Source organism: Pseudoalteromonas sp. S3431 (genome assembly GCF_000690035.1).
In the GTDB taxonomy this organism is placed as follows: domain Bacteria; phylum Pseudomonadota; class Gammaproteobacteria; order Enterobacterales; family Alteromonadaceae; genus Pseudoalteromonas; species Pseudoalteromonas fuliginea.
The window spans coordinates 24735-46915 of record NZ_JJNY01000007.1 but is presented as its reverse complement, the minus strand read 5'-3'; the positions used below and the strand labels follow the sequence as shown (position 1 = coordinate 46915).

20 protein-coding genes are annotated in these 22181 nt (G+C 38.6%); 9 read left to right on the top strand and 11 right to left on the bottom strand.

Translation table 11 applies throughout. The features are described from left to right. The first annotated feature begins 6 nt into the window (after positions 1-6). Positions 7-1974, top strand: coding sequence for a hybrid sensor histidine kinase/response regulator (locus DO88_RS16175; RefSeq protein WP_033031441.1), 1968 nt, complete (start codon positions 7-9; stop codon positions 1972-1974). Positions 1975-2258: 284 nt separating this feature from the next. After that, on the top strand, positions 2259-2873 hold the full coding sequence (locus DO88_RS16180) for a fumarylacetoacetate hydrolase family protein (protein ID WP_033038006.1): 615 nt from the start codon (positions 2259-2261) through the stop codon (positions 2871-2873). Positions 2874-2927: 54 nt separating this feature from the next. Here DO88_RS16180 and DO88_RS16185 read toward each other — a convergent pair whose 3' ends face one another. Together DO88_RS16185 and DO88_RS16190 are read right to left on the bottom strand one after the other, a co-directional pair. Beyond that, the gene (locus tag DO88_RS16185) at positions 2928-3980 is read right to left on the bottom strand and encodes an aldo/keto reductase (protein WP_033038005.1); all 1053 of its coding nucleotides are present in this window, start codon (positions 3978-3980) and stop codon (positions 2928-2930) included. Positions 3981-3989: 9 nt separating this feature from the next. Next, positions 3990-4424, bottom strand: a complete 435-nt coding sequence (locus DO88_RS16190) for an acyl-CoA thioesterase (RefSeq protein WP_033038003.1) — start codon at positions 4422-4424, stop codon at positions 3990-3992. A 202-nt stretch (positions 4425-4626) separates the two neighbouring features. Here DO88_RS16190 and dinB point away from each other — a divergent pair, with 202 nt between their 5' ends. Then, the gene (dinB, locus tag DO88_RS16195; RefSeq protein ID WP_033016120.1) at positions 4627-5679 is read left to right on the top strand and encodes a DNA polymerase IV; all 1053 of its coding nucleotides are present in this window, start codon (positions 4627-4629) and stop codon (positions 5677-5679) included. Positions 5680-5809: 130 nt separating this feature from the next. Beyond that, on the top strand, positions 5810-7345 hold the full coding sequence (locus tag DO88_RS16200; RefSeq protein ID WP_033038033.1) for a M17 family metallopeptidase: 1536 nt from the start codon (positions 5810-5812) through the stop codon (positions 7343-7345). 362 nt (positions 7346-7707) lie between these two features. On the opposite strand, the gene DO88_RS16205 is transcribed toward DO88_RS16200, so the two are convergent. Together DO88_RS16205 and DO88_RS16210 are read right to left on the bottom strand one after the other, a co-directional pair. Beyond that, positions 7708-9342 (bottom strand): methyl-accepting chemotaxis protein, encoded by a 1635-nt coding sequence (locus DO88_RS16205; RefSeq protein ID WP_033038002.1) that lies wholly within the window; start codon positions 9340-9342, stop codon positions 7708-7710. A 145-nt stretch (positions 9343-9487) separates the two neighbouring features. Continuing rightward, positions 9488-11713 (bottom strand): S9 family peptidase, encoded by a 2226-nt coding sequence (locus tag DO88_RS16210; RefSeq protein ID WP_033023629.1) that lies wholly within the window; start codon positions 11711-11713, stop codon positions 9488-9490. Between the two features lie 111 nt (positions 11714-11824). Between DO88_RS16210 and DO88_RS16215 the strand changes: the two genes are divergently transcribed. Beyond that, positions 11825-12229 (top strand): HIT domain-containing protein, encoded by a 405-nt coding sequence (locus tag DO88_RS16215; protein WP_007377028.1) that lies wholly within the window; start codon positions 11825-11827, stop codon positions 12227-12229. Between the two features lie 41 nt (positions 12230-12270). Here DO88_RS16215 and DO88_RS16220 read toward each other — a convergent pair whose 3' ends face one another. Further along, positions 12271-13971 (bottom strand): dipeptidyl-peptidase 3 family protein, encoded by a 1701-nt coding sequence (locus tag DO88_RS16220; RefSeq protein ID WP_007377027.1) that lies wholly within the window; start codon positions 13969-13971, stop codon positions 12271-12273. A gap of 300 nt (positions 13972-14271) precedes the next feature. Here DO88_RS16220 and DO88_RS16225 point away from each other — a divergent pair, with 300 nt between their 5' ends. Then, the gene (locus tag DO88_RS16225) at positions 14272-15111 is read left to right on the top strand and encodes an HDOD domain-containing protein (protein WP_007377026.1); all 840 of its coding nucleotides are present in this window, start codon (positions 14272-14274) and stop codon (positions 15109-15111) included. A gap of 434 nt (positions 15112-15545) precedes the next feature. On the opposite strand, the gene DO88_RS16230 is transcribed toward DO88_RS16225, so the two are convergent. Next, a complete protein-coding gene (locus DO88_RS16230; RefSeq protein WP_002962665.1) occupies positions 15546-16202 on the bottom strand; it encodes a Crp/Fnr family transcriptional regulator in 657 nt (218 codons plus the stop codon). A gap of 287 nt (positions 16203-16489) precedes the next feature. Between DO88_RS16230 and DO88_RS16235 the strand changes: the two genes are divergently transcribed. After that, the gene (locus tag DO88_RS16235; protein ID WP_007377025.1) at positions 16490-16726 is read left to right on the top strand and encodes a YgjV family protein; all 237 of its coding nucleotides are present in this window, start codon (positions 16490-16492) and stop codon (positions 16724-16726) included. 52 nt (positions 16727-16778) lie between these two features. Here DO88_RS16235 and DO88_RS16240 read toward each other — a convergent pair whose 3' ends face one another. From DO88_RS16240 to DO88_RS16260, 5 genes are all read right to left on the bottom strand, one after another. Beyond that, positions 16779-18455: an amidohydrolase gene (locus DO88_RS16240; protein WP_033038000.1), complete on the bottom strand. Its 1677-nt coding sequence runs from the start codon at positions 18453-18455 to the stop codon at positions 16779-16781. Between the two features lie 133 nt (positions 18456-18588). After that, complete coding sequence (locus DO88_RS16245) at positions 18589-18825, bottom strand: calcium-binding protein (protein WP_007377023.1); 237 nt, start codon at positions 18823-18825, stop codon at positions 18589-18591. 9 nt (positions 18826-18834) lie between these two features. Beyond that, a complete protein-coding gene (locus DO88_RS16250) occupies positions 18835-19071 on the bottom strand; it encodes a calcium dependent protein (RefSeq protein ID WP_033016114.1) in 237 nt (78 codons plus the stop codon). 290 nt (positions 19072-19361) lie between these two features. Further along, entirely contained in the window at positions 19362-19589 is a 228-nt protein-coding gene (locus DO88_RS16255; protein ID WP_007377022.1) for a hypothetical protein, read from the bottom strand. A 24-nt stretch (positions 19590-19613) separates the two neighbouring features. Further along, the gene (locus DO88_RS16260) at positions 19614-19847 is read right to left on the bottom strand and encodes an EF-hand domain-containing protein (protein ID WP_033037999.1); all 234 of its coding nucleotides are present in this window, start codon (positions 19845-19847) and stop codon (positions 19614-19616) included. Positions 19848-20178: 331 nt separating this feature from the next. On the opposite strand from DO88_RS16260, the gene DO88_RS16265 reads away from it, so the two are divergent. Both DO88_RS16265 and DO88_RS16270 read left to right on the top strand, forming a co-directional pair. Next, a complete protein-coding gene (locus tag DO88_RS16265) occupies positions 20179-21636 on the top strand; it encodes a sensor histidine kinase (RefSeq protein WP_033037997.1) in 1458 nt (485 codons plus the stop codon). 1 nt (position 21637) lies between these two features. After that, positions 21638-22180 (top strand): hypothetical protein, encoded by a 543-nt coding sequence (locus DO88_RS16270; protein ID WP_007377018.1) that lies wholly within the window; start codon positions 21638-21640, stop codon positions 22178-22180. Position 22181 lies beyond the last annotated feature (1 nt).

Here is a 22181-nt window from a genome sequence, read left to right as displayed (position 1 = left end):
GATTTTATGTTAGATAAAGTGACTCAGTTGCTGCTTGTAGAAGATGATGAAGATGATTACATACTCACCTGCGACTATTTAGACCAATTGGATTCACACACGTTTAACATTCAATGGATTAGCTCCCCAGAGCAGGCAATTGAAACGCTTAGTAAAAATGAGCATGACATTTGCCTGCTTGATTACCGCCTAGGTGCATCTAATGGATTAGATGTATTAAAAGAAGCCATTGCGAATGGCTTTAGCGGCCCAATTATTATGCTTACTGGGCAGTCAAACGACGAATTAGATTCAGCGGCGCTTGATGCTGGTGCAGTAGATTACTTAATAAAAACAGAAATGAGCTCGAGCCGTTTTGCACGCGCTATTCGTTATGCACTTGCTCGTAAAGATGTTGAAGGCGAGCGAGTAGAGCGTTTAAAAGCCGAAGCCGAAAATCGCTCAAAAGATCGCTTTTTAGCTCATTTGAGCCACGAATTACGTACCCCTCTATCGTCCATTTTAGGGTACACCGAACTCTTAATGCAGAGCGACTTTAGTCAGCAAGCAGAAAATGAGCTAGGTGTTATTTATCGAAACGGTAAGCACTTATTGAGCTTGTTAAACGATGTACTCGATTTATCTAAAATAGCTGCCGATAAACTAGAGCTGACCCTAAGTGAAGTTAATCTCGATAGCATGCTTGCTGATGTATACACATTAATGCGTGTGTCTGTGCTCGATAAAGGCCTTACGCTTCGCTTTGAATCAAATCAGCCATTACCTTTGGTTGCACAACTAGATGCAACAAGGGTGCGTCAAATTTTAATAAATTTGATAAATAATGCGGTTAAATTTACCGATAAAGGCGAAATAGTTGTTAATGCGTGGACACAGTGGGTTGATGAGCGCGAAATGCTATTTTTTAGCATTAAAGACTCAGGTATGGGCATTGCCCCTGAAAAACAAGAACTGATTTTTAAACCGTTTGAGCAAATTGCCGATGTAGAATCGCGCTCTGTTGGTGGTGCTGGTCTTGGTTTGGCAATATGCGCTGAGTTATTAGCGCGTATGCAAGGAAGCATTAGTTTAGACTCCGAAATTGGCAAAGGCTCTACATTTACTATTTCTGTGTATCCGGGCGATATAAGTGAAGTAGAACGACAGGTACTTAATTTTAGCAGTGCCCCACAATTACAAAGCAAATCAGCACCTTGTAAGGTGCATGGACGTGTATTAGTGGTAGATGATTTACGCGATTTACGCATGTTGGTTGGCCACATGATTAGTACTTGTGGTGCAAGGGTTGATTATGCGGAGCATGGGCAACAAGCGCTGGAAAAAGTGCGTATTGCGGATGCTTACAAAGCTCCATATGATATTATTTTTATTGATATTCATATGCCTGTAATGGGTGGCAAGGAAGCGACTATAGAGCTTAGAAAAATGGGCTATAAAGGCCCAATAATTGCGCTTACAGCGGCAACGATGAAAGGCATTCGAGAGGAATTGGCAGCCCTTGGTTTCAACGATGTAATCCCCAAACCAGTTGACAGTGCAGTTTTGTACCAGTGTTTACAAGATTACTTAGTGGCGCCTGAAAGCGCACCACAACCTAAAAATATAAATAGTAGTAAAAGTTTAACCGAGAAGAAACAGCGTTTTTTACTTGTTGAAGATGACCACGATGCTGCGCAAATTACGCAACTACTTTTAGAAAGTTTAGGTGTAGAGACCGTGATTGCATCGAGTTGCGCGCAATGTTTACAAATACTCAATCACGATCAGCAATTTAATAAAGTATTGTTAGATATGCACTTACCTGATGGGCGTGGCATTGATTTAGGCCAGCAAATTAATGAACGATACCCTGAATTACGTTTAGTGATTGTAAGTGGCGCAGAGCCAGATCCAAGAGAAATAAAAGATTTAAATATTGACCGAGTTTTACTTAAACCTATTAATTTGAGCTTACTCGAAACGCTTATTAGTTAGGGCCTGTTTATCTTTAGAGGTTAAATTTGCAGCAGTATGTTTGGTGTTTAGGCAAGGCAGAGCCTGTGTAGTGTGGTTATTCCCCATAAATAGGCGATAACGTAGCACAAATGCCAAATATGTGCTGCCCGAAGGGTTCTGCCCAGGGGCTATTTACTCTTTGTTGCTCGGTTTTTACTTAGCCCACTAGGTTACAAACCTCGCGCCGCGATTAAATAGCCCCTAGATTGAACAAATTTTAATCCTGAAAGGTCAACAGGCCCAATAACTGAGACATTATTTATATGAATTCAATAAAGCTAGTATCCGAAGAATTAACGCCAACAAAAATAGTGTGTGTTGGCCGTAACTACACCGCACACATTGCAGAGCTAAACAACGAAACGCCAGATCAAATGGTGTTATTTAACAAACCAAATAGCGCGATTACTAATACGCTATTTGCAGCTCATAACGGCGATACGCTGCATTACGAAACCGAGTTATGTTTTGTAATTAAAAATAAAAAATTTGTAGGCGTTGGACTCGGCCTTGATTTAACTAAGCGTACCGTGCAAAGTAAATTAAAAAATAAAGGGCTACCTTGGGAGCGCGCTAAAGCATTTAATGGCTCGGTTATTTTAAGTGATTTTGTAGAGCTAACCGATGCGATGAAGCATTTTACATTTGAACTTAAAATTAATAATGAAGTAATTCAGCAAGGCGATACTCATTTTATGCTGCATAACCCTGACTCAATTTTACACGAAATTAGTGAATTTATGGGTTTAGAAGATGGTGATGTGGTTATGACAGGTACGCCGTCAGGCGTAGGTGAAGTGATTGCCGAAAGTGTGTTCACAGTAAGACTTTACGCTAATGAGCAATGCTTACTTGAGCAGCAATGGAGTGTAAGTTAACTGGACAATTAAACAGGTAATTAAACGTGATTTAGTTACCTGTTTAGGTTTGTATTAATAGGGCATTGGATTGTTTCTAAAAATAACATCGATACTTGTAAGTACGTCGTCACTTAGCGTGATATCAAATGCATCAATATCTTCTTTTAATTGCGCCATATTTGTTGCGCCAATAATTGAAGACGTTACACCGTTTACTTGATTACACCATGCAAGAGCTAGTTGAGCAGGGGAAATATTGTGATCATGCGCAAGTTCAACATACTGTTTGGTTGCTTGCTCTGCGTTTGGTGTATCTCTAAAAATACCGTTACGTTGCATAAAGGTCCAGCGAGAGCCTTCAGGGCGAGCGCCGTTTAAGTATTTACCCGTTAATAAACCGGCAGCCAGAGGCGACCATGGTAAGTAGGCAATATCTTCATGAACACATTGCTCTATTAAATACGGCCAGTCTTTAGCATGCGCTAGGCTAAACTCGTTTTGAATAGATACCATGCGCGGTAAGTTATGCTCTTTTGACAGGTTTAAAAATTGGCTTATTCCCCAAGGTGTGTCGTCAGATAAACCACAATGCTTGATTTTACCTGCTTTAACACAATCGTTTAAACCTTCTAAAATATCCAGCATGCCAGCTTGGTGTTCTTGTGTGTTTACGTCGGTAAATTTAAGCATACCTGGCCACTGCCTACCAAAATGTGGGGTAGAGCGGTTTGGCCAATGTAATTGGTATAAATCTATGTAGTCGGTTTGAAGGCGCTTGAGTGAATCGTCCACTGCTTCTATTACTGTTTGGCGAGTAATATTACCGCCATCGCGAACCCATGCTAAGCCGTTACCAGCAATTTTGGTTGCAAGTACAATTTTATCGCGCTTTTGTTGGTTACGTGATAGCCAGTTGCCAATAATTTGTTCAGTTTTACCATAGGTATCGGGTGATGGAGGAACTGCGTACATTTCGGCTGTATCAATAAAGTTTACGCCTTGAGCAAGTGCGTAGGCTATTTGTTCATCAGCATCATTTTGGGTATTTTGCATTCCCCAAGTCATACTACCTAGACATACTCTTGAAACATTAACACCACTGCTTCCTAGTGGACTGTATTGCATAAAATTTCCTTATTGCTCGTCTTGAGCGTAGCTAATTAAAGCCGATAAAAGAGGCTCTGAAATAGGGGCTTTTTGACCTGTTTCAAAATCAAACATAACCACTTTCGAATTACCGGTTGTGGTTATGGCATTTTGTGCGTGACTAAATACTGTATAATTCATCATAAATCGGTCTGTTTTAATGTCAGAAATAGTGACGCCTACAGTAAGGGTATCTGGAAAAGTAACAGGGCGCTTATAACGAATATTATTTTCGCTTATAACAGGGCCGATGCCGCTTGGGTTAATTGTATCAAATAAGTTTATTTTATTTAAAAAGTCGATTCTGGCTATTTCAAAGTAACGCAGGTAAACCACATTGTTTACGTGTTGAAGGGCATCCATATCGGCCCACGCTACAGTAATGTCAGTATGAATAGGGTGCTGATCTTTAAACGTTTGCATGCACTTTAACTCTTTATTTTAAAGCACTAGATTATCAATATGACGATATGACCTCAAGGTAATTAGTGCGCTGTTTTTATGTATGACGAGTTTACTAAACTTGAACCCACCATAATAAATCGATTAATCAGAGTTTAGGAGCTTGCTTATTAATAATGATTAAACAATAATGGCTGTATAAATAAACAGTGTTGTAATGGTGATGAAAAAGTTTATTCATATAGATATGGACTGCTTTTATGCGGCAGTTGAGATGCGCGATAATCCTAAGCTGGCCAATGTGCCGCTTGCTATTGGTGGCAATAGTCGCAGAGGTGTACTTTCTACAGCCAACTACATTGCCAGAGAGTATGGCGTGCGCTCAGCTATGTCTAATTATCATGCAAAACAATTATGCCCTGATTTAGTTATTGTACCTGGGCGCATGGCTGTTTATAAAGAAGCTTCAAATCAAATACGTGAAGTATTTAATCGTTACACCAACTTAATTGAACCACTCTCTCTTGACGAAGCTTACCTTGATGTAACTGATAGTAGCGTTTGTAAAGGCAGTGCTACGCTTATTGCGCAGCAAATAAGAGCTGATATTTATAATGCTACAGGGCTTACTGCATCCGCTGGTATTGCACCTATTAAATTTATTGCCAAAATAGCGAGTGATGAAAACAAGCCTAACGGTCAGTTTGTTGTATTACCTGATGAGGTGGATGATTTTTTAGCACAGTTACCTCTGGGTAAAATTCCGGGTGTCGGTAAAGTAACGCTCGAAAAACTCAATTTAAAAGGATTATATACAGGTAAAGATGTACGCGAAAAAGGCGTAAATTGGATGCAACAGCATGTAGGTAATTTTGGCGTATCGCTTTACCAAAAATGTGCAGGTGAGTATGTCGGTAAGGTATCTACTAATCGTATTAGAAAGTCGCTAAGTGTTGAGCATACCTATGAGTATAACAAAACCAGCTTACAAGAATGCCTAGAACAGTTGCCTACGTTGTTAGATGAGTTAAAGGTGCGCTTGGAAAAACAACAATTACAAAATCGGATTAATAAACTGAGCGTTAAAGTTAAATTTGCGAATTTTATAGTAACCTCTGCGGATCAGGCTTATCACCAATTAAATACTGAGGTTTTTACACAACTACTTACTAAAGCTTTCCAGCGAGGTGTGCAGCAACCGGTCAGGCTTTTAGGTATTGGGGTGGGCATAAAAAATCAACCAGATCAAAACTTCCAACTTAGTATTCTCGATTAAGCTGTAAAGCCTGTAATTGCAAGTTGCCACTAAAAAGTGGATTAAACTAAACACTTATCGCAGCTTGCTGGTCTTCAATATTCAAATCGACGATAATAGGGGCTTATGTTTTTTAACAGGACCTTTATTTATGGCATATCCAAAAGCCGTGTTGGCTCAGCCAGTAAGTGCTAACCTTGAATTCGCATCACATGATGCATTAATCATTATTAGTGATGACTTTTCTCAATTACCAAATAACTCGCTACGTGATGCTGTTTTAGCACAATCAAAAGTAGATTCTCGCATTGGTAAGCAAGTTATTTTATTAGTGATTGAAAATAAGCGTGTAGTACTTGCGCCAACCGGTCCACTAAACAGAGATTATGACGATGTGCGCCGTTATTTTGATGCAGCTAAACTTGCAATCAACGAAGCGAAAGCATCGGGTAGTATCAACCCTGCATTATTTTTACCAAATTTAAATGGCGATAGCCGTTATCAGCATGCTTTAGAAGTTGCTTATTTAGGTGCTTGCCAAGCATTATGGCAGCCATTAGAAGCGCGTGAGTTTCATGGTGAAGGTATTGAACCGATAACAAGTATTGGTTTAGTTGGTGCTAGCGAGCAAACAATTAAAGCCGTTAATGCAATTGCTGCTGGTCAATATGCTGCGCGTGATTTATGCGGTACTGAACCTGAACGTATGGCTCCACCGCGCTTTGCAGATTACTGTGTTGATTTATTTAAAGGCTCAAACATTGCGGTTGATGTAATCGATGATATTGCAGCTATTGATAAAAATTACCCAATGTTAAGCACTGTTGCTCGCGCATCGTATGCAGTTGAGCGCCACCACCCACGTGTTGTTAAGCTTGAATATGTACCAGAGGATGAAATTACTCGTACCCTAATGTTTGTTGGTAAAGGCCTTGTATACGATACAGGTGGAGCCGATTTAAAAGTAGGCGGATATATGGCTGGCATGAGTCGTGATAAAGGCGGCGCAGCATCTGTTGCTGGCTTTATGAAAGCAGTTGCTGATTATCAACCTAAAGGCGTTAAAGTAGTATCGTACTTAGCCGTTGTTCGCAACTCTATTGGCTCAGATTGTTTTGTACCAGATGAAATAATTACTAGTCGTGAAGGTATCCGTGTACGCATCGGTAACACCGATGCAGAAGGGCGTTTAGCAATGGGCGACCTGCTTAGCGAAATGAAAGATTTAGCTAAAACTGAGGTTAATCCAACGTTATTTACTGTAGCTACATTAACGGGTCATGCAGCTCGCGCAATGGGTCCATACGGTGCGTATGTTGAAAATGGTCCTGCTCGTAGCGCTGGTGTTTCACGTCAAATAGCTGACCTTGGAGATTTGTGGGCCGATGGCGCAGAAGTGTCGCGCTCACGCCGTGAAGATTACGACTTTATTAAACCACGCACGCTGGCTGACGATGTTTTATCTAGCAATAACGCGGCATCTGCAGTTACTGCGCGTGGGCATCAGTTCCCAATGGCATTTATGGCTATCGTAGGTGGGCTAGATAAGCACGGTAACGACTCTACACAGCCTTTACCTTACGTACATATGGATATTGCGGGTAGTGGCGTTGAAGGTGGTGATTGGCAGCACGGTAAGCCAACTGCGGCATCAGTAACTAGCTTGTTTGCTCGTTACTGTTTATAAAATTTAAGGCCTGTTGACCTTTGTGGATTAAAATTTGTTATACCCAATGGCGGTTTGATCACGACTCGAAATTTTTAACCTAGTGGGCTAGGTAGTTGCTCCTGCGTTACTTATATATGTAACGTAGGATGAGGCCAAAGGGTAGAGTATGTTTGTCATTTATGAAGAATAACCAGATACCATAAATAGGCACTGCTTTGCTTAATTACCAAACATACAGCTGAAAATTTAATCTGGAAAGATAAGCAGGCCTCAATATATAAATAAAAGCCCCAAATTATGAACCATAATTTGGGGCTTTTAATTTACACTATTTAAAATGTGATTCGAGGCTGATTTTTATTCTGAGTTCAATATATAAACTATAGCTTAAAGCGGTTAACAACATTGGATAACTCCGAGCTGCTTTGTTTTAGTTTATCACTAGCATCGGTAAGTTGTTTTGTATTGCTTAACGACTGTTCAGTTGAATGTGATAGGTCATTAATACGTAAATTAACTTCATCGGCTGCAGATGTTTGCTGTTCAGTAGCACGCGCTATTTGACTGTTCATTTCAGTTATTACTGATACAAGTCTTTCAATTTCGTTAAGTGACGTGTTGGCAGATGATGCTTGATCAACCGTTGATACGGAAAGTGTTTGGCTCGCTTTTACGGCTTCAACAGCTGCTTTAGTACCTTCTTGCAGCTTGGTGATCATTGATTGAATTTCATCAGTACTTTTCCCCGTACGACTCGCTAGTGTGCGCACTTCGTCGGCAACAACGGCAAAGCCTCGGCCGTGCTCACCTGCTCGAGCTGCCTCAATTGCAGCGTTAAGTGCAAGTAAGTTGGTCTGCTCCGAAATACTTCTAATAACATCGAGTACAGAACCTATATTATGGCTTTCGTTAGCTAGATCTTCCGTTACACGGCTCACTGTTTCTATATTGCTAGAAAGGGTTTCTATGGCAGTGATTGTTTTAGCTACAACATTTTTACCAGTAGATGCATTTTTAGCTGCATCATTAGCAGCCTGTTCTGCGGCTTCCGCATTACGGCTTACATCATGTATTTGGTGAGTCATTTGCTCCATTGCGGCGGCAACTTGAGTAGAGCTGTCGTTTTGTAATTCTATGAACGATTGACTTGTTTTACTTGATTCGTCAACAGTATGAACGTGCTCATTAACGTCTCGTACACTTTGTGAAACATTAGTTAGTGATTCACGCATTTTTGATATAAAGGAATTAAATGATTTAGAAAGCTCAGAAATCTCATCGTTGCCTTCTTCATTTAAAGTGCGCGTTAAATCGCCTTCGCCTTGAGAAATATCTTTCATCATATCGGCTGCAAGACGTGTTGGGATAAGAATACTTTTGCCAATAAAATAGCTAAGTAAAATAATGGCTAATATCATTACAACAGCATTGAGAATAATTAGGTTTCGTTGTTCTGAAAATGCGGTATCAATTGAATCAAGGTAAACACCAGAGCCAACAATCCATTGCCACTGATTAAATCCTTTAACAAATGCAATTTTTTCAACGGGTTTATCTTTACCTGGTTTTGGCCATTTATAAGGTATAAAACCCTCGCCATCTTTTTTCACTATATTTACCATATCAACAAATAATGCTTTCCCGTCGGGATCTTTATTATTGCTTAGGCTTTTACCTTCAAGTGCCGGTTTTATGGGGTGCATTACCATTTCTGGTTGGTAGTTATTAATCCAAAAGTAATTAGTTTCATCGTATCTAAGTGCTCGAATAGTTTGTATCGCTTGGGATTGAGCTTGTGTTTGGGTAAGCGCTTTATTTTGTTCCAGCTCATAAAAGTGATCGATTATGCTATACGCGGTTTCTACTACATTTTGTGTTTTAAGGTATTGTTCGTTCTTAAGGGCATTGTATTGGTGAGTTAAGCTCGAAATACTCAATACAATTAAGCCAAAAATAACAATACCTACTAAAATGGCAAAACGTTGGAAAATACTAAAACGACGAAGATTAAGCATACATTTATCCTTTATGAGTTTGCACTATTAAGTGCATAGAATAAGCGTAGCTAAAAAGTGTATTTAATCTAGGCTTAGCTGCTAATAAAACAAAAAAAGGCTGATTTTTCAATCAGCCTTTAGTCTACCTTTAATATTAACTCATCTATTTAACATCAAAATGACGATTAAAGAAGTTTGTTATGGTTTGATGTAGGTGTGTTTGCACTTGTTTCCCACGTAGGCTGTGTTTAGAGCCTGGGTAGGTCATCATTTCAAACTGTTTTTCGTTATCTTGAAGCTGTTTAAATAATTTAGTGGAATGCGTAAACAATACGTTGTCGTCAGCCATACCATGATAAATCATTAATGGGCCTTTTAAGCCATCTGCATATGGAAATACTGCGCTGTCTTCGTAGCCTTTAGCATTTGTATCGGGGTGACCTAAATAACGCTCTGTGTAATGTGTATCGTATAGAGCCCAATCGGTTACTGGTGCACCTGATACGCCGGCTTGAAAGTAATCGCCCGCTTTAAACATAGTCATAAGTGCCATGTAGCCGCCGTAGCTATGGCCATAAACACCAATGCGTTGTGGGTCTACGTAATCAAGGGTACGTAAAAACTCTACGCCTTTAATTTGATCGGCAACCTCAACCACACCTAATTTTTTATAAATAGCATCTTCAAACTTTTTACCACGGTTGTACGAACCACGGTTATCCAGTTGAAAAATGACATAACCTTGTTGCGCCATGTACTGAAAGTACAAGTTTTTACTGCGCCAGCTATTCGTTACTCGCTGAGCATGCGGGCCGCCGTATACGTTAACAATAACAGGATGCTTTTTGCCATCAGCAATGGTGCTAGGCTTAAATAAACGGTAATGCATAACTTGGCCATCATCGGCTTTAATTGTGCCGTATTCTGGTTTTGTTAAGTCGCTTAAATAAGGAGTAAGGGGGTGGCTACTATCTAGCTTATTTTCTTCAAGCCAGGTAATGAATTCGCCGTTTACTTTACGAAGTGCTGCTGAGTTTGGTTTATTATCAGACGAGCTATTATCGATAAAGGTTTTATTGTCTTTTGCTAGCACAACATTGTGGTACTGACCTTTTTCGGTGATACGTTTGGCATCGCCTTTTTTAAATAAAGGCGCGCTGTATAAATGGCTTTCAAGCGGTGTATCTTTTCGACCGGCAAAGTAAACAATGCCTTTTTTCTCATCAATACCTTTTAAGCTATCAACAGCCCAATCACCAGAGGTGATTTGACGTACAAGTTGACCGTTTGTGCGATACAGATATAAATGTTTAAAGCCGTCTCGCTCAGATGCCCATACAAAATGTTTTTTGTCTTTTAAAAACTCAAGATCAAAATGTAGGTTAATCCACGTTTCGCTATTTTCGGTCAGTGCTACTTTTTGGGCTTTAGTTTCGCTGTTATAAAAACGCAGTTCTAATTTATGTTGCGAGCGATTTTGCCATTGGTACGACAGTGTATTGCCGTCTTTTAGCCATTTAGCGCGCGCAATGTAAATGTCTTCATCTTTACCTAAATCAATCCAATCTACTTTTTGGTCGTTTAGCTTAACCACACCAAGTTGAATTTTAACGTTATCGGTACCTGTAAACGGGTAGCGCTGGTTAAATAATTTAACTTCGTCAGCGTAAATTTCGTTACGGATAGCTTCTTTTACTGGGGTTTCGTCAACGCGGGTATAGGCAATTTTAGTTTCATCACCTGACCACCAGTAACCTGTCATGCGGCTCATTTCTTCTTGAGCTACAAATTCGGCCATGCCGTTTTTAATTACGCCGCCGCCATCTTTACTAAGCTGAATTTCTTTACCAGACTCAAGCTCTAAAGCGAATAGGTTTTGCTCTCGAATAAACGATACGTAGTTACCTTTAGGTGAAAAGCGTGCATCGGTTTCAAATGTTTCAGTGTCGGTTAGTTTTTTACTTTTAGCAGAGGCTAAATCGTAATAATAAAGGTCGCCATTGAGTGGGAATAAAAGTGCTTTGCCATCTTTAGACCATTTGTATTCAAGTATGCCTTTACCAAAGATACGTTGGCGTTCGCGGCGTGCTTTTTCTTCATCTGATAGGTTTTCTGGGCCTGAAAATAACTTTGCTGAATCAACTAGCACACGATTGGTGTTATCTTTTAGGTTGTATTCCCATAAATCGTAGCGATTGTAGTCATCGCTTTTACCTTGCAAATAAGTCACACGGCTGCCGTCAGGCGAAAATTTAAGTTGCACAGGTGATTTACCTGAAAGGCTTGGATCGTCAAAAATACGCTCCAGCGATAAAGGTTTTGCTTGAACAGCAAGGGTGCCAACCATTAATGGCAGGGCCAGTGAAAGATGTTTTATTTTTTTTAGCACAAGGTTGCCTTCGCTTTTATAAATATTGCTTTGAATGGTAAAGCCAAGCGTGTGCAACTGCAACTAAATGCTATAAAGTGGCAATTATTAAAGACAAAGTAGGACATAACAATGACTAACCCTGAATTTAAATTAGCGCCAGAGCTTAAACGCGACTGTATAGAACTTGCCGATTGGCCGTTGTGTAAAGTACTTTTATTGAACGACAGCTTGTATCCGTGGTTTGTATTAGTGCCTAGGCAGGCTAACTTAAAAGAGATAATTGATTTATCTGAGGATGATCAAATTGTTTATTTAAAAGAGTCAGCCAAGCTAAGTAAATTATTAATGGATGTATTTAAACCTGATAAATTAAACATAGCGGCTTTAGGTAATATGGTGCCGCAATTACATATTCATCATATTGCGCGTTTTACGAGTGATGCTGCATGGCCTGCGCCAATTTGGGGTAAGCACCCAGCAGTGCCTTATACAGATCTACAAATCACAGAGCTAAAAAAAGCGCTGCAGTTTTAAGCTGCAACGCTTTTTTAGGGTTTAACTAAGTTTAACTAAACTTATTTAAGCCCTAGTACTTCCCTACCTTGCTTAAATGTTACATCTACAGGGATATTAGCTTTACTTAGTTTTTCTAAGTCTTTAGCAAGTTCTTCTTTAATGTCGCCATGCGTTGCAATTAGTTGATCTACTTTTTCATAATCGCCATCACCTTGTAAGGTTAAAATTAAGCGAGAAAGCTTGGCCATTGCAATGCTCATTTTTTCCATATTAACGCGGTATAAGCCTGCTTCATTTTTAGAAAAAGCACCTTCTTGAGCAAAAAAGTTAAAGCGGATCATATTTGCTTTACCATGCGCGCTTGATGCTCCAAAACGAACTGAGCGGAATATACCTGCCATGAAGGTCGTGTAATAATCTTCAATAGTGCCTTCAGTAATTTCGCCTTTTTTAAGTAACTGTTCAATCATGTATAGACCTAAAATATCGGCTTTACCTTCTTCAAGTGCACTTGCGTGTTCTTGTAGTGATTGACGAACAGTGCCTTTACCTGTGATTGTATTTTTAATACCTAAACCGTGAGCCACTTCATGGAACATCGTATTGGCAAAAAATGCATCAAAAGTAATGTGTTTACGCTGCTCTGGTACAATTAGCTGCTCTGAAATTGGCACTAAAATTTTATCAAATTTAGCACGCATCGCATTTTTAAGTTGTAGACGACGAGTTCCTTTTTCTAGCTGTACTTGCTCATCGTTTGGTAAGTTAATTGCGATTGTTTTACTACCCGCGTTTGAATGCCCAGCGTAGTAAACAACATCATATGCATTTAGGTCGGCGTCAGAGCCTGGTACTTCTTGTTTGTACTTAGCATCAACGGGTAAGTCTTTTTGAAGCTCAGGTAAAAATGCTGCAAATTTAGCTAGGCGTTCACTCCATTTTAAATCTTTAATTAATACATAAGATTCATAAGCAGCGCGGTAACCAAATAACTGATCTTCATAAGTTTCTATAGGACCAATAACCACATCAATAGGGTTATTTTTCATGTCCATCCATGCAAAGTCAGAGACTTGGAAGTCATCTTTTTGCAGAGCATCAGCTCGAAGATTTAAATAACTAGCAAATTCTTTGTCATCGGCGAGCTTACTGGCTTCGCGCAAAAGATCAGCTGCTTTTGCAAGTTCTGCAGCGTATTCTTTTGAGTAGGGTACGCTATAAAGCTTACCTTGCTCGTCACGCTTAATTACAGAATAAAGCCCTGTTTTGTCTTTTACGTCTGCATTATTTAATTCTTCTTTGGTTATGTCAGCAGGGTAAAACTGTGCACCAAGTGGCTTTTCTTTATAGCTGGATAAAAATGCTTTATCGCCATTTAAACGATCCCATGGGCCATAGTTTATATCGGCAAATTGACGTACTTTTTCGTCACTTAGCTTTGCTAAAAAAGCATCTTTATTATCACCAAATGCTTGTTTCCAAAATAACTCATCCATTACTTTTGAAGCGTCAATAAGCTTTGCAACCATCGCTCGTTGGTTGTCGCTCAGGTGTGATAAATCACTTTGCAGACTAAAGTCGGTGTAAATATCTAAACGTTGTTTATCTGCATTAATAAGCTTAGGGCCTGATTGTGCACTGCTTTTTTGAGCAAGCTCTACGGCTGTGTTGTCGGTAGAAGACGGCGCTTGTTCAGAACATGCACTAAGAAAAACGACACCAGAGAGCATAATTGCTTGGCTAATTTTATTTAAGATCATTATGTTGCCTGTTTGAAAAGTAAGTTTAATAATTTTTATGCACCAGCTAAGTAGCTAAATACATATAAACGTTTGCTTATAGTGACTGCATTAAAGCAAAACTAAATGGTAAATAGCAAGTGTTAGGCGTTGTAAGACAAGCCCTTGCGATAAAAGACATAGAATAAGGAATAAACTTCTATAATTTTCTTAACTTTAACGGTAAGTTAGACAATACTAATTGTACTATGAAAATTACAAAAATTAATTGTCGAAGTTTGCAGTTGCATTGCAATCGAAGAACAAAAGGATGACAGATCTATGTCTACAGAAAATGCATTATTAACAATTTTAGTCGATAGAATAAATAACGATACACTCGTTTTACCTACATTACCTGAAGTTGCTGTAAAGGTTCGCCAAGCTGCTGATAACTCTGATGTCAATTTGATGCAAATGGCAGATGTGATATCACAAGATCCCGCGCTTTCCGCTCGTATGATAAAAGTAGCTAATAGTGCGATTATGGGGCGCTCTGTAAAAGTATCCAATTTACAACAAGCAGTGACACGTATTGGACTTCGTCAAATTAAAAATATTGCAACAGCAATGGCTATGGAGCAATTATTTGTATCTAATAACGAGATAATTAAAGGCTACATGGGCAAAGCTTGGCAAAAAACATTAACGGTTGCGAGTCATTCAATAACACTTATGGAGTTTTACTTAAAAAATAATAAACATACTTCATTAAATCGCGATTCAATCACTCTAGCTGCATTGGTTTATAACATTGGCGTGTTACCTATTTTAACTGAAGCTGAGCGTCATCCTGAAGTATTTGCTAACCCGAGCTTTTTAGCTCATGCAATTCAAAAGCTTAGTGGGAAAATTGGTTCTTCTATCATGCGTGCTTGGGAGTTTCCTGAAGAATTTTCTAATGTCGCTTTAAGTTGGGCTGATCCGAGTTATAAGTTAGAACAAATAAGTTATGTCGATTTCATTCGTATTGGCGCTATTTTAGAGGGAACACTCCAGGTTTCTGATAAGTCAGCTGCTTTACAAGTGTATATAGAAAAAGGGGTTATCCCTTCCATGGATCTGTTCTCGAGTGATGAATACAACGATATGCTTGACGATGTGAAAGACATGTTTAGCTAAAGTAAGTAATACCAGTCCGTTTAGATTATTTAAAGGTTTATACGGATTGGTATTAATGTTGACTATTAAAACACGATTTAATTGCAATGCTGTTTAAGGTATACATTGGAGCAATTTTTTGAAATATTTAAATAACCTGAACTCTGGATAATAAATCCATCCCGAGCAGCAATTTTTAGCGCTAACTGCGTTGAATTTACTTGCAATAGGCCAGTTATCGACAGTATTTTCTTATCTCAAAATAGGTCTCTTAATTAAGCGAATTGGGGATTATTTGCTGTACAAGCACGCACATTCTAACATTGTCATATTAAAAATCTGATAATCGCAACTCATATCAAATTTTTAACTGAATGTTGTAAGGCCTTAAATAACCTTTTTATGGATAACGTTTTACTAATTATTTAACTAGCCAAGCCAATTAATCAAAAACCTTAAAGCTGAGCAAAGCTGTCTACGTATTCACTTAGTTTGGGTATATCAACCGCTTGCAAACCATCGTTACTTCTAAGCACTAAGCCTTTTTCTACAAGTTCTGTAACAACCCGCCTGTAAGCTCTCTCAGTTGTTGCAAAACGTTCGGCTTCTGCATTTACCGTAGGGTAAGCTCTAAGCAGTGTAGGGTTGTTGTTTTCGGCTCTTAGTAAACAATCTTTAGCTATGTTGTAGCTTAGCGGTAGTAATAGCTTATCTAGATTGATTTTTTGATTTTCTTGAAATTTAGCCGCTATAGTCTGCGCTGTGTATAAACTCAGTTCTGGTTTTTCAAGCAGCAGCGCGCGCCAATGCCTTAATTCAATAAGGTTATAGGTTACATCACTAAAACACGTGACCGTATAAATACACGGATTATTATTTAGCGCTTCTATTTCACCAATAAGGGTGTTGTTACAATCCAATTGTCCTAACAGCAGGCGTCGTCCATTTCCTACATCGTAACTAAACGACACAGTGCCACTGCGTACAAGCACAAGCTTGCTTAAAGGCTGATCTTGATGGATCAGAACTTCTTTTTTTGATTGTTGATAGCTACTACCGGCAAAGGTTAAAAGCTGATCAACAAGGTAACTAGAAAAATGGTATTGAAACATCAATGTGCTCTTCGGACATTTGTCCTATTTATTACATCTTAATGACGATAGCATTAAGACACTAAGAATTTACGCTAACTTGCTACTAATACTATTAGCTTTGCTAAGAGTATTATTTTACCTTCATTTCCCGTGTAATGATTTAAGAAGTTGCTGGTATTTTCCGGCAAACTTTTTCAGGTTTTTTAAGCAAGTTAGCTTTTTTATTTTGTTGTTACTTTGCAATACTTATAAATGTCATAAGCTAGCAGTAGTGTAATGCTAACCTAAAGGCTGGGAGAGAACAATTGAGTTGGGAATATTTAGGTTATATTGCGTCAGCTTTATTGGTTGCATCGTTAACAATGACTGATGTAGTAAAACTACGCTGGTACAACATGTTTGGTTGTATTGTATTTACTGCATATGGTGTTGCCATTGGTGCAGTACCTGTGATTTTTACCAACGGCTTATTGTCGCTCGTAAATTTATATCACATTATAAAAATATATCGTCAGCCAAAAGTTGAAGCGCCTAAAAGCTAAAATACTACGCTGTAACTATAAAGGGTTAACTTGCGTTAACCCTTTATAGGTTTTATTTATCGATAATATTTTTTTCTTTTTCGTACCGTTTTATTCCTGCTATCCATGTTTGCAACACATTCGTTTCATAAATCTCATCAACAGGTATTTTAAAGTAATCTTTGTCTATTAAAATAAAGTCAGCCCATTTACCTTGTTCTAAGCTACCAATTTTAAACTCTTGATGTGCGGCATACGCACCGCCTAAAGTAAATGCACGTAATGCATCTTCTCTACTTAATACTTCACTTGCACGCCAACCATTTTTAGGTAATTGATTGTGGTCCATGCGTGTAATGGCTGAATATAACCCATAGAATGGATTAGCGAGTTCTACAGGGTAGTCTGACCCAGCCGCAATAATAGAGCCTTGCTGTAAAAAAGATTGCCAAGCGTAGGCACCGCTTAGTTGTTTTTCAGTTAAGCGTTGCTCTGCCATATGCATATCTGATGTAGCATGCACTGGTTGCATTGATGGGATTATCTTTAACTTTTTAAAGCGAGGAATGTCTTCAAGCGTTACAATTTGCGCATGTTCTATACGGTTACGAAGTAATATCCCTCCCGTTTTTTTAAACACCTTCTCATAAGCATCAAGTACCACTTTATTTGCTTTATCGCCAATAGCATGGGTGTGAGCGCTAAAACCGCGCTTAAAGCTTTGCGTAAAGAGTGCTTCGAGTTTTTCTTGTGTCTCTAGCATTAATCCATGATGGCCTGTACGGTCTGCATAATCTTCAATAAGAGCTGCGCCACGAGATCCAAGTGCACCATCGGCGTATACTTTAACACTGCGGATTGACATGAAACTGTTTGCGTCTTGGTATCGCCCTGCTTTAAGCATTGTGTTTAAGTCGGGGCTAGCGCCACTTAACATGGCCACAATACGCACAGGTAAATTTCCTAGTTCACTGCGTTCTTTGTAAACTTCCCACGTTGCTTTATCAATGCCAGCATCATGGGTAGAGGTAATACCTAAACTTAATAAATGCTTTCCTGCTGCATCAAGCGAATCGCTTATATCTTGCTTGGAAGCTTCTGGCATATGCTGGGTAATTAGCGATTCTGCTTTATCTACAAATATGCCGGTAGGGTTGCCAAATTCGTCTTTAATTATTTCACCGCCTTCAGGTGCTTTTGTTTGGGCGGTAATACCTGCAAGTTCGAGCGCTTTTGAATTTGCCCAAATAGCGTGGCTATCTACACGTGAAAGCACAACTGGACGATCATTAACTACTTTGTCTAAATCTTTAGCTGTTGGGAAGCGGGTATCAGCCCAAAGCTCTTGGTTCCAACCTCGCCCTATAATCCAACCTTGTTTGTTATTGGCAAATATTTTTAGTTTATTTGTGACTTCATCAACTGATTTTGCACCACGTACATCAAGCTGCGATAAGTTATCTCCCAGGCCAATAACATGGCCATGAGCATCAATTAAGCCTGGTAATAAGGTGCTACCTTTTACATCAATGAGCTTGGCGTCTGGGTAGCTATTTTTTAGTGTATCGCCACCTACTTTTACTACTTTTCCATCTTTAATGACAAGGGTAGAAAACTGCTGTACTTCGCCTTTGTATAAAGGGGTGTAACCATTGGCGTTATAAATTACTTTTGTTTGTGCAAAAGTGTAGCTAGAACTTGCGCAAAGGCTGGCTAGTATGAGTGGTTTGATTAGTTTTTTGAGTAGCATAAGGCATTATTTTTTATTGTTAGTGAATCAACACTAACAAAATCATTTTTATAATACCAATATGATGAGATGGTTGGGGGACGAAGTAAACTAAAGCTAGTTAGTGATACCTACCTAGCTTAAGAGTTAACAATTATTTACTCGCGTATAAACCGTATTCATTTAATGTTAGCTTACCATCTTTATCTTGATCATAGCTTGAAAATCGAGACCAAAGAGCAGGGTCTATTGATGCTTCGCCACGTGTTAAAAAGCCATCTTGGTTTCTATCAAATTTATTAAATTGTTCAACAATATTATTGCTTGCGGCAAAACTTAGAGTGCAAAAAGTGCTGAATGCAAAAAGTGCCATATAGCGTATTTTTTTCATAGGAAATACTCAGTAGAGGTTATTGGTTAGATAATTTTTAAATTCGATTAATGAAATTTGGTTATCTTGATCTTTATCCCATATCAAAAATGTGCTCAATAATTGTGGTTGAGGTTCAAGTTCATCATGGGTTAAATAACCATTTTTGTTAGTATCGAGATGGGAAAAGCGTTGCTTAACATCAAGTGCTAGGGCGTCAAAACTTGATAGTATTAAGATGCTTGTAACAAAGGAAAGTATCCTCATGGTATTTCTTCCAAGAGATTATTTAACCTGTAATCTGGTTGAGAGGTTAATTAACACATCAGGCCTATTACAAGTAAATTCAACGCAGTCAGCGCTGGGAATAGCTGCTTGAGATAGATTTATTAACCAGAGTTCAGGTTATTTAGGTTATAAACAATTTAGTAGAAGCGGGGAAAGCACTTGCCATAATTTAAATCCCAACATTAAATCCTTTTACACACTCCCTCAGGGATTATGGCAAATGCTTTAGTTCACTCTACTAGATAAAAGCTTAAGCAAAACTTAACTTGTTAAGGCTTAAAGCTTTTAAACTCTGTCTTAGAAATTACTTCATCATCGTTTTCGTCTAAATCGGTAAATTGCTTCATTACTTCTTTGTCTTGCTTGGCTTCGATAATTGATATTTGTCCATCCATATCTTTATCTAAGTGGGCAAAACGCACATTTGTTGGCGATGCAATTACGGTGGCACTAATTGCTAAAAACATTAATGAAAAAGCGGCTATAAGTTGTTTCATAATCACGTTCCTTATTAAATGAGTTTATTGAATAAATTTTTTGAATTCATCTGGCGACAATTGCCCATCTTGATTAGTATCAATTTGAGAAAAATTCTCGTGTAACACAGCATCTTCACCTGCTTCGGCTTCACTTAATGTGCCGTTACTGTCTTTATCAAGTTCGTTAAAAGTCGCGTGAACGTCCATTGCGTGTGCATTAGCGCCTAAAAAGCCTAAAGCCAGTAATGATGAAATTACTAAAGTGCGTTTGTTCATAATTATTTCCTTATTGATTAAAGTTATTCCTCCTATTACAAAAATGGTGCCAATAATAATTATTGTTATTTTTCAATTGGTTATTATTTTTGCTTTAAGCCAGTGAGAAGTTTTTACTGGGTTTATTGTAATTTTTGTGCGCCTTTTGCAACATTATTTGGTGGGGGTGAAAGGGAGTTTATTAAAATCAACGAGTTACGTTGTCTCTATTTGGCGACACATTGTTTTTGTAGCGCTGGCTGTTAATCGTATTAAATATAATTGCTGGTTCAGCTAGTGTATAAGGTAAGCACCTAATAATAGAGCGCTTAACTTAAAAGGACTAAACGAAATGCCAGCAACCATAGCTAAAAAATACCAAGCAATGCTTAACTGGCGGCCTAATTTAATTGGGCAATTTGCAATGAGTATGCTGCTTTCGTTACTCCCGCTTTCTATAGTGGTGATTGTATTTTTAAATGCGCTTAACAAGCAATTAGCAGTTACTCAAAGTATCGTGAGTAACAACTATCAAGTTACCAAATCGTTTAATACTCTAAAACAAGAGCTCAACAGCCTTGAGCGCGCCACTAGGCAAAACTGGGTATTAAAAAGTGAATCGCTTGATAAGCTCATTGTCGATAAATGGCAATCATCCCTACAAAGCATTGATGAACTCAAATTTGTAAACACGAATAAAGAGTATATTCACCAATGGCAACGCTTATATACCACCTTACAAACCGCGCATGTAAAACTCGTTGAGCAAAAACAACAACAAGCTGAGCTATTTGTGCCAGTGAGCGATTTAGTTGCTGAGCTTACTGTATGGTTACGTGATAAAAACGAAGCACAAATTACCAATAACCAAAATGAGCTTACAAGCTTACAAACTTCATTTATAAACTGGCTGGTGGCACTTATTCCGCTTACTTTAATTGTTGGTGGTGGTTTTTTATGGCGTATAAGTGGGCGACTAAAAGGGTTAACTACGGTTATTGATAAGCTAGGGCAGGGGCATTGGCAGCAAAAAATATCTGTGAAAGGTTCAGCTGAGCTTGTTGAGCTAGGAGAAAAGCTCCAATGGGTGCAAGAGCAACTTCATATGCTTGAGCAGCAAAAAGATACTTTTTTACGCCATGTTACCCATGAGCTAAAAACACCGCTTGCTTCAATGGTTGAAGGCACTGACTTATTAACTGATGAAATAGTAGGCCCAATTACCGCTGAGCAAAAAGCAGTGCTTGAGCTTATTAGCCAATCTATGGTGCGCCTTCGCACAATGATTGACAGCCTGCTGAGTTATAATGCGATTCGCACCAGTAAAGACAGCTTAAGCGAAGTTGAATTTAGTCTTCTTATTAATAAAATTAATAGCCATTTTGAGCATCGCTTAAGTGCGCGTGAGCAAGCTCTGCAGTGGCAAAACACTTTACCTAACAAACCGCTTGCTTTACCTAGTGAGCTTATTGAGATGATTTTAATTCAGCTTATTTCAAATGGCTTAAAATTTTCAGATAATAAGCAAAGCGTTACTATTAATTTAGCGCTTGAGCAAAACCAGCTTTGTATCGTTGTACTTGATAAAGGGTGCGGTATTAAAGAGCAAGAAAAAACTCAAATTTTCAGCGCATTTTATCAAGGTAAACACAGTAAAAATGTTACGCTGCAAGGCAGTGGGCTGGGCTTAACTATTGTAAAAGAGTCTGTTGAACAGCTAAGAGGTACACTTACTGTTGAGCATAACGAGCCACATGGTTGCCGGTTTTCAATTAAAATTCCCATAACAAAAAGTCTAGGAGTTAATTAACATGCGCTTGCGTTTAATCGCTATTTTATGTGTGCTTAGTAGCATGGTTATATCAGGTTGTGAAATTAATAATGGGCAAAAAGAGCGTGTGTCAATTACACCTGCACCTGTGGTCGATACAAAAAAAACGAACGACAAAAACAGTAACCCTAGTCCAAAACCTAGACCAAAAATTGAACCAAGCTATCCTCCTGCAGAGCAAGTTATTGCATGGCACGCTAATCAGTGTGGCGGATTTAAATTGGTACCTAACAAAGATGTTTTTACAGGTGAAAACGAGCTTAAACGCTTTTTTAAATTTATGTGCTTAAACATAAATGATGATCCAAATACGGTAATGACTAAGTTGCTAAAACTCGATCTTGCTTACTTTTGGCCTGATGACATAAAGCAATATTTATGGCTTCAAAAGCAGCAAGTAACTATGCAAATAAATGCTAAAAAAGAGCAGCAAGCACTTAATAATAAAATGCAAGAAACCCTCTCATCGTTAGCTACGATTGAGCAGCAACTTTTACTACGAGAAGAAACGAAGGAGCAGTAAC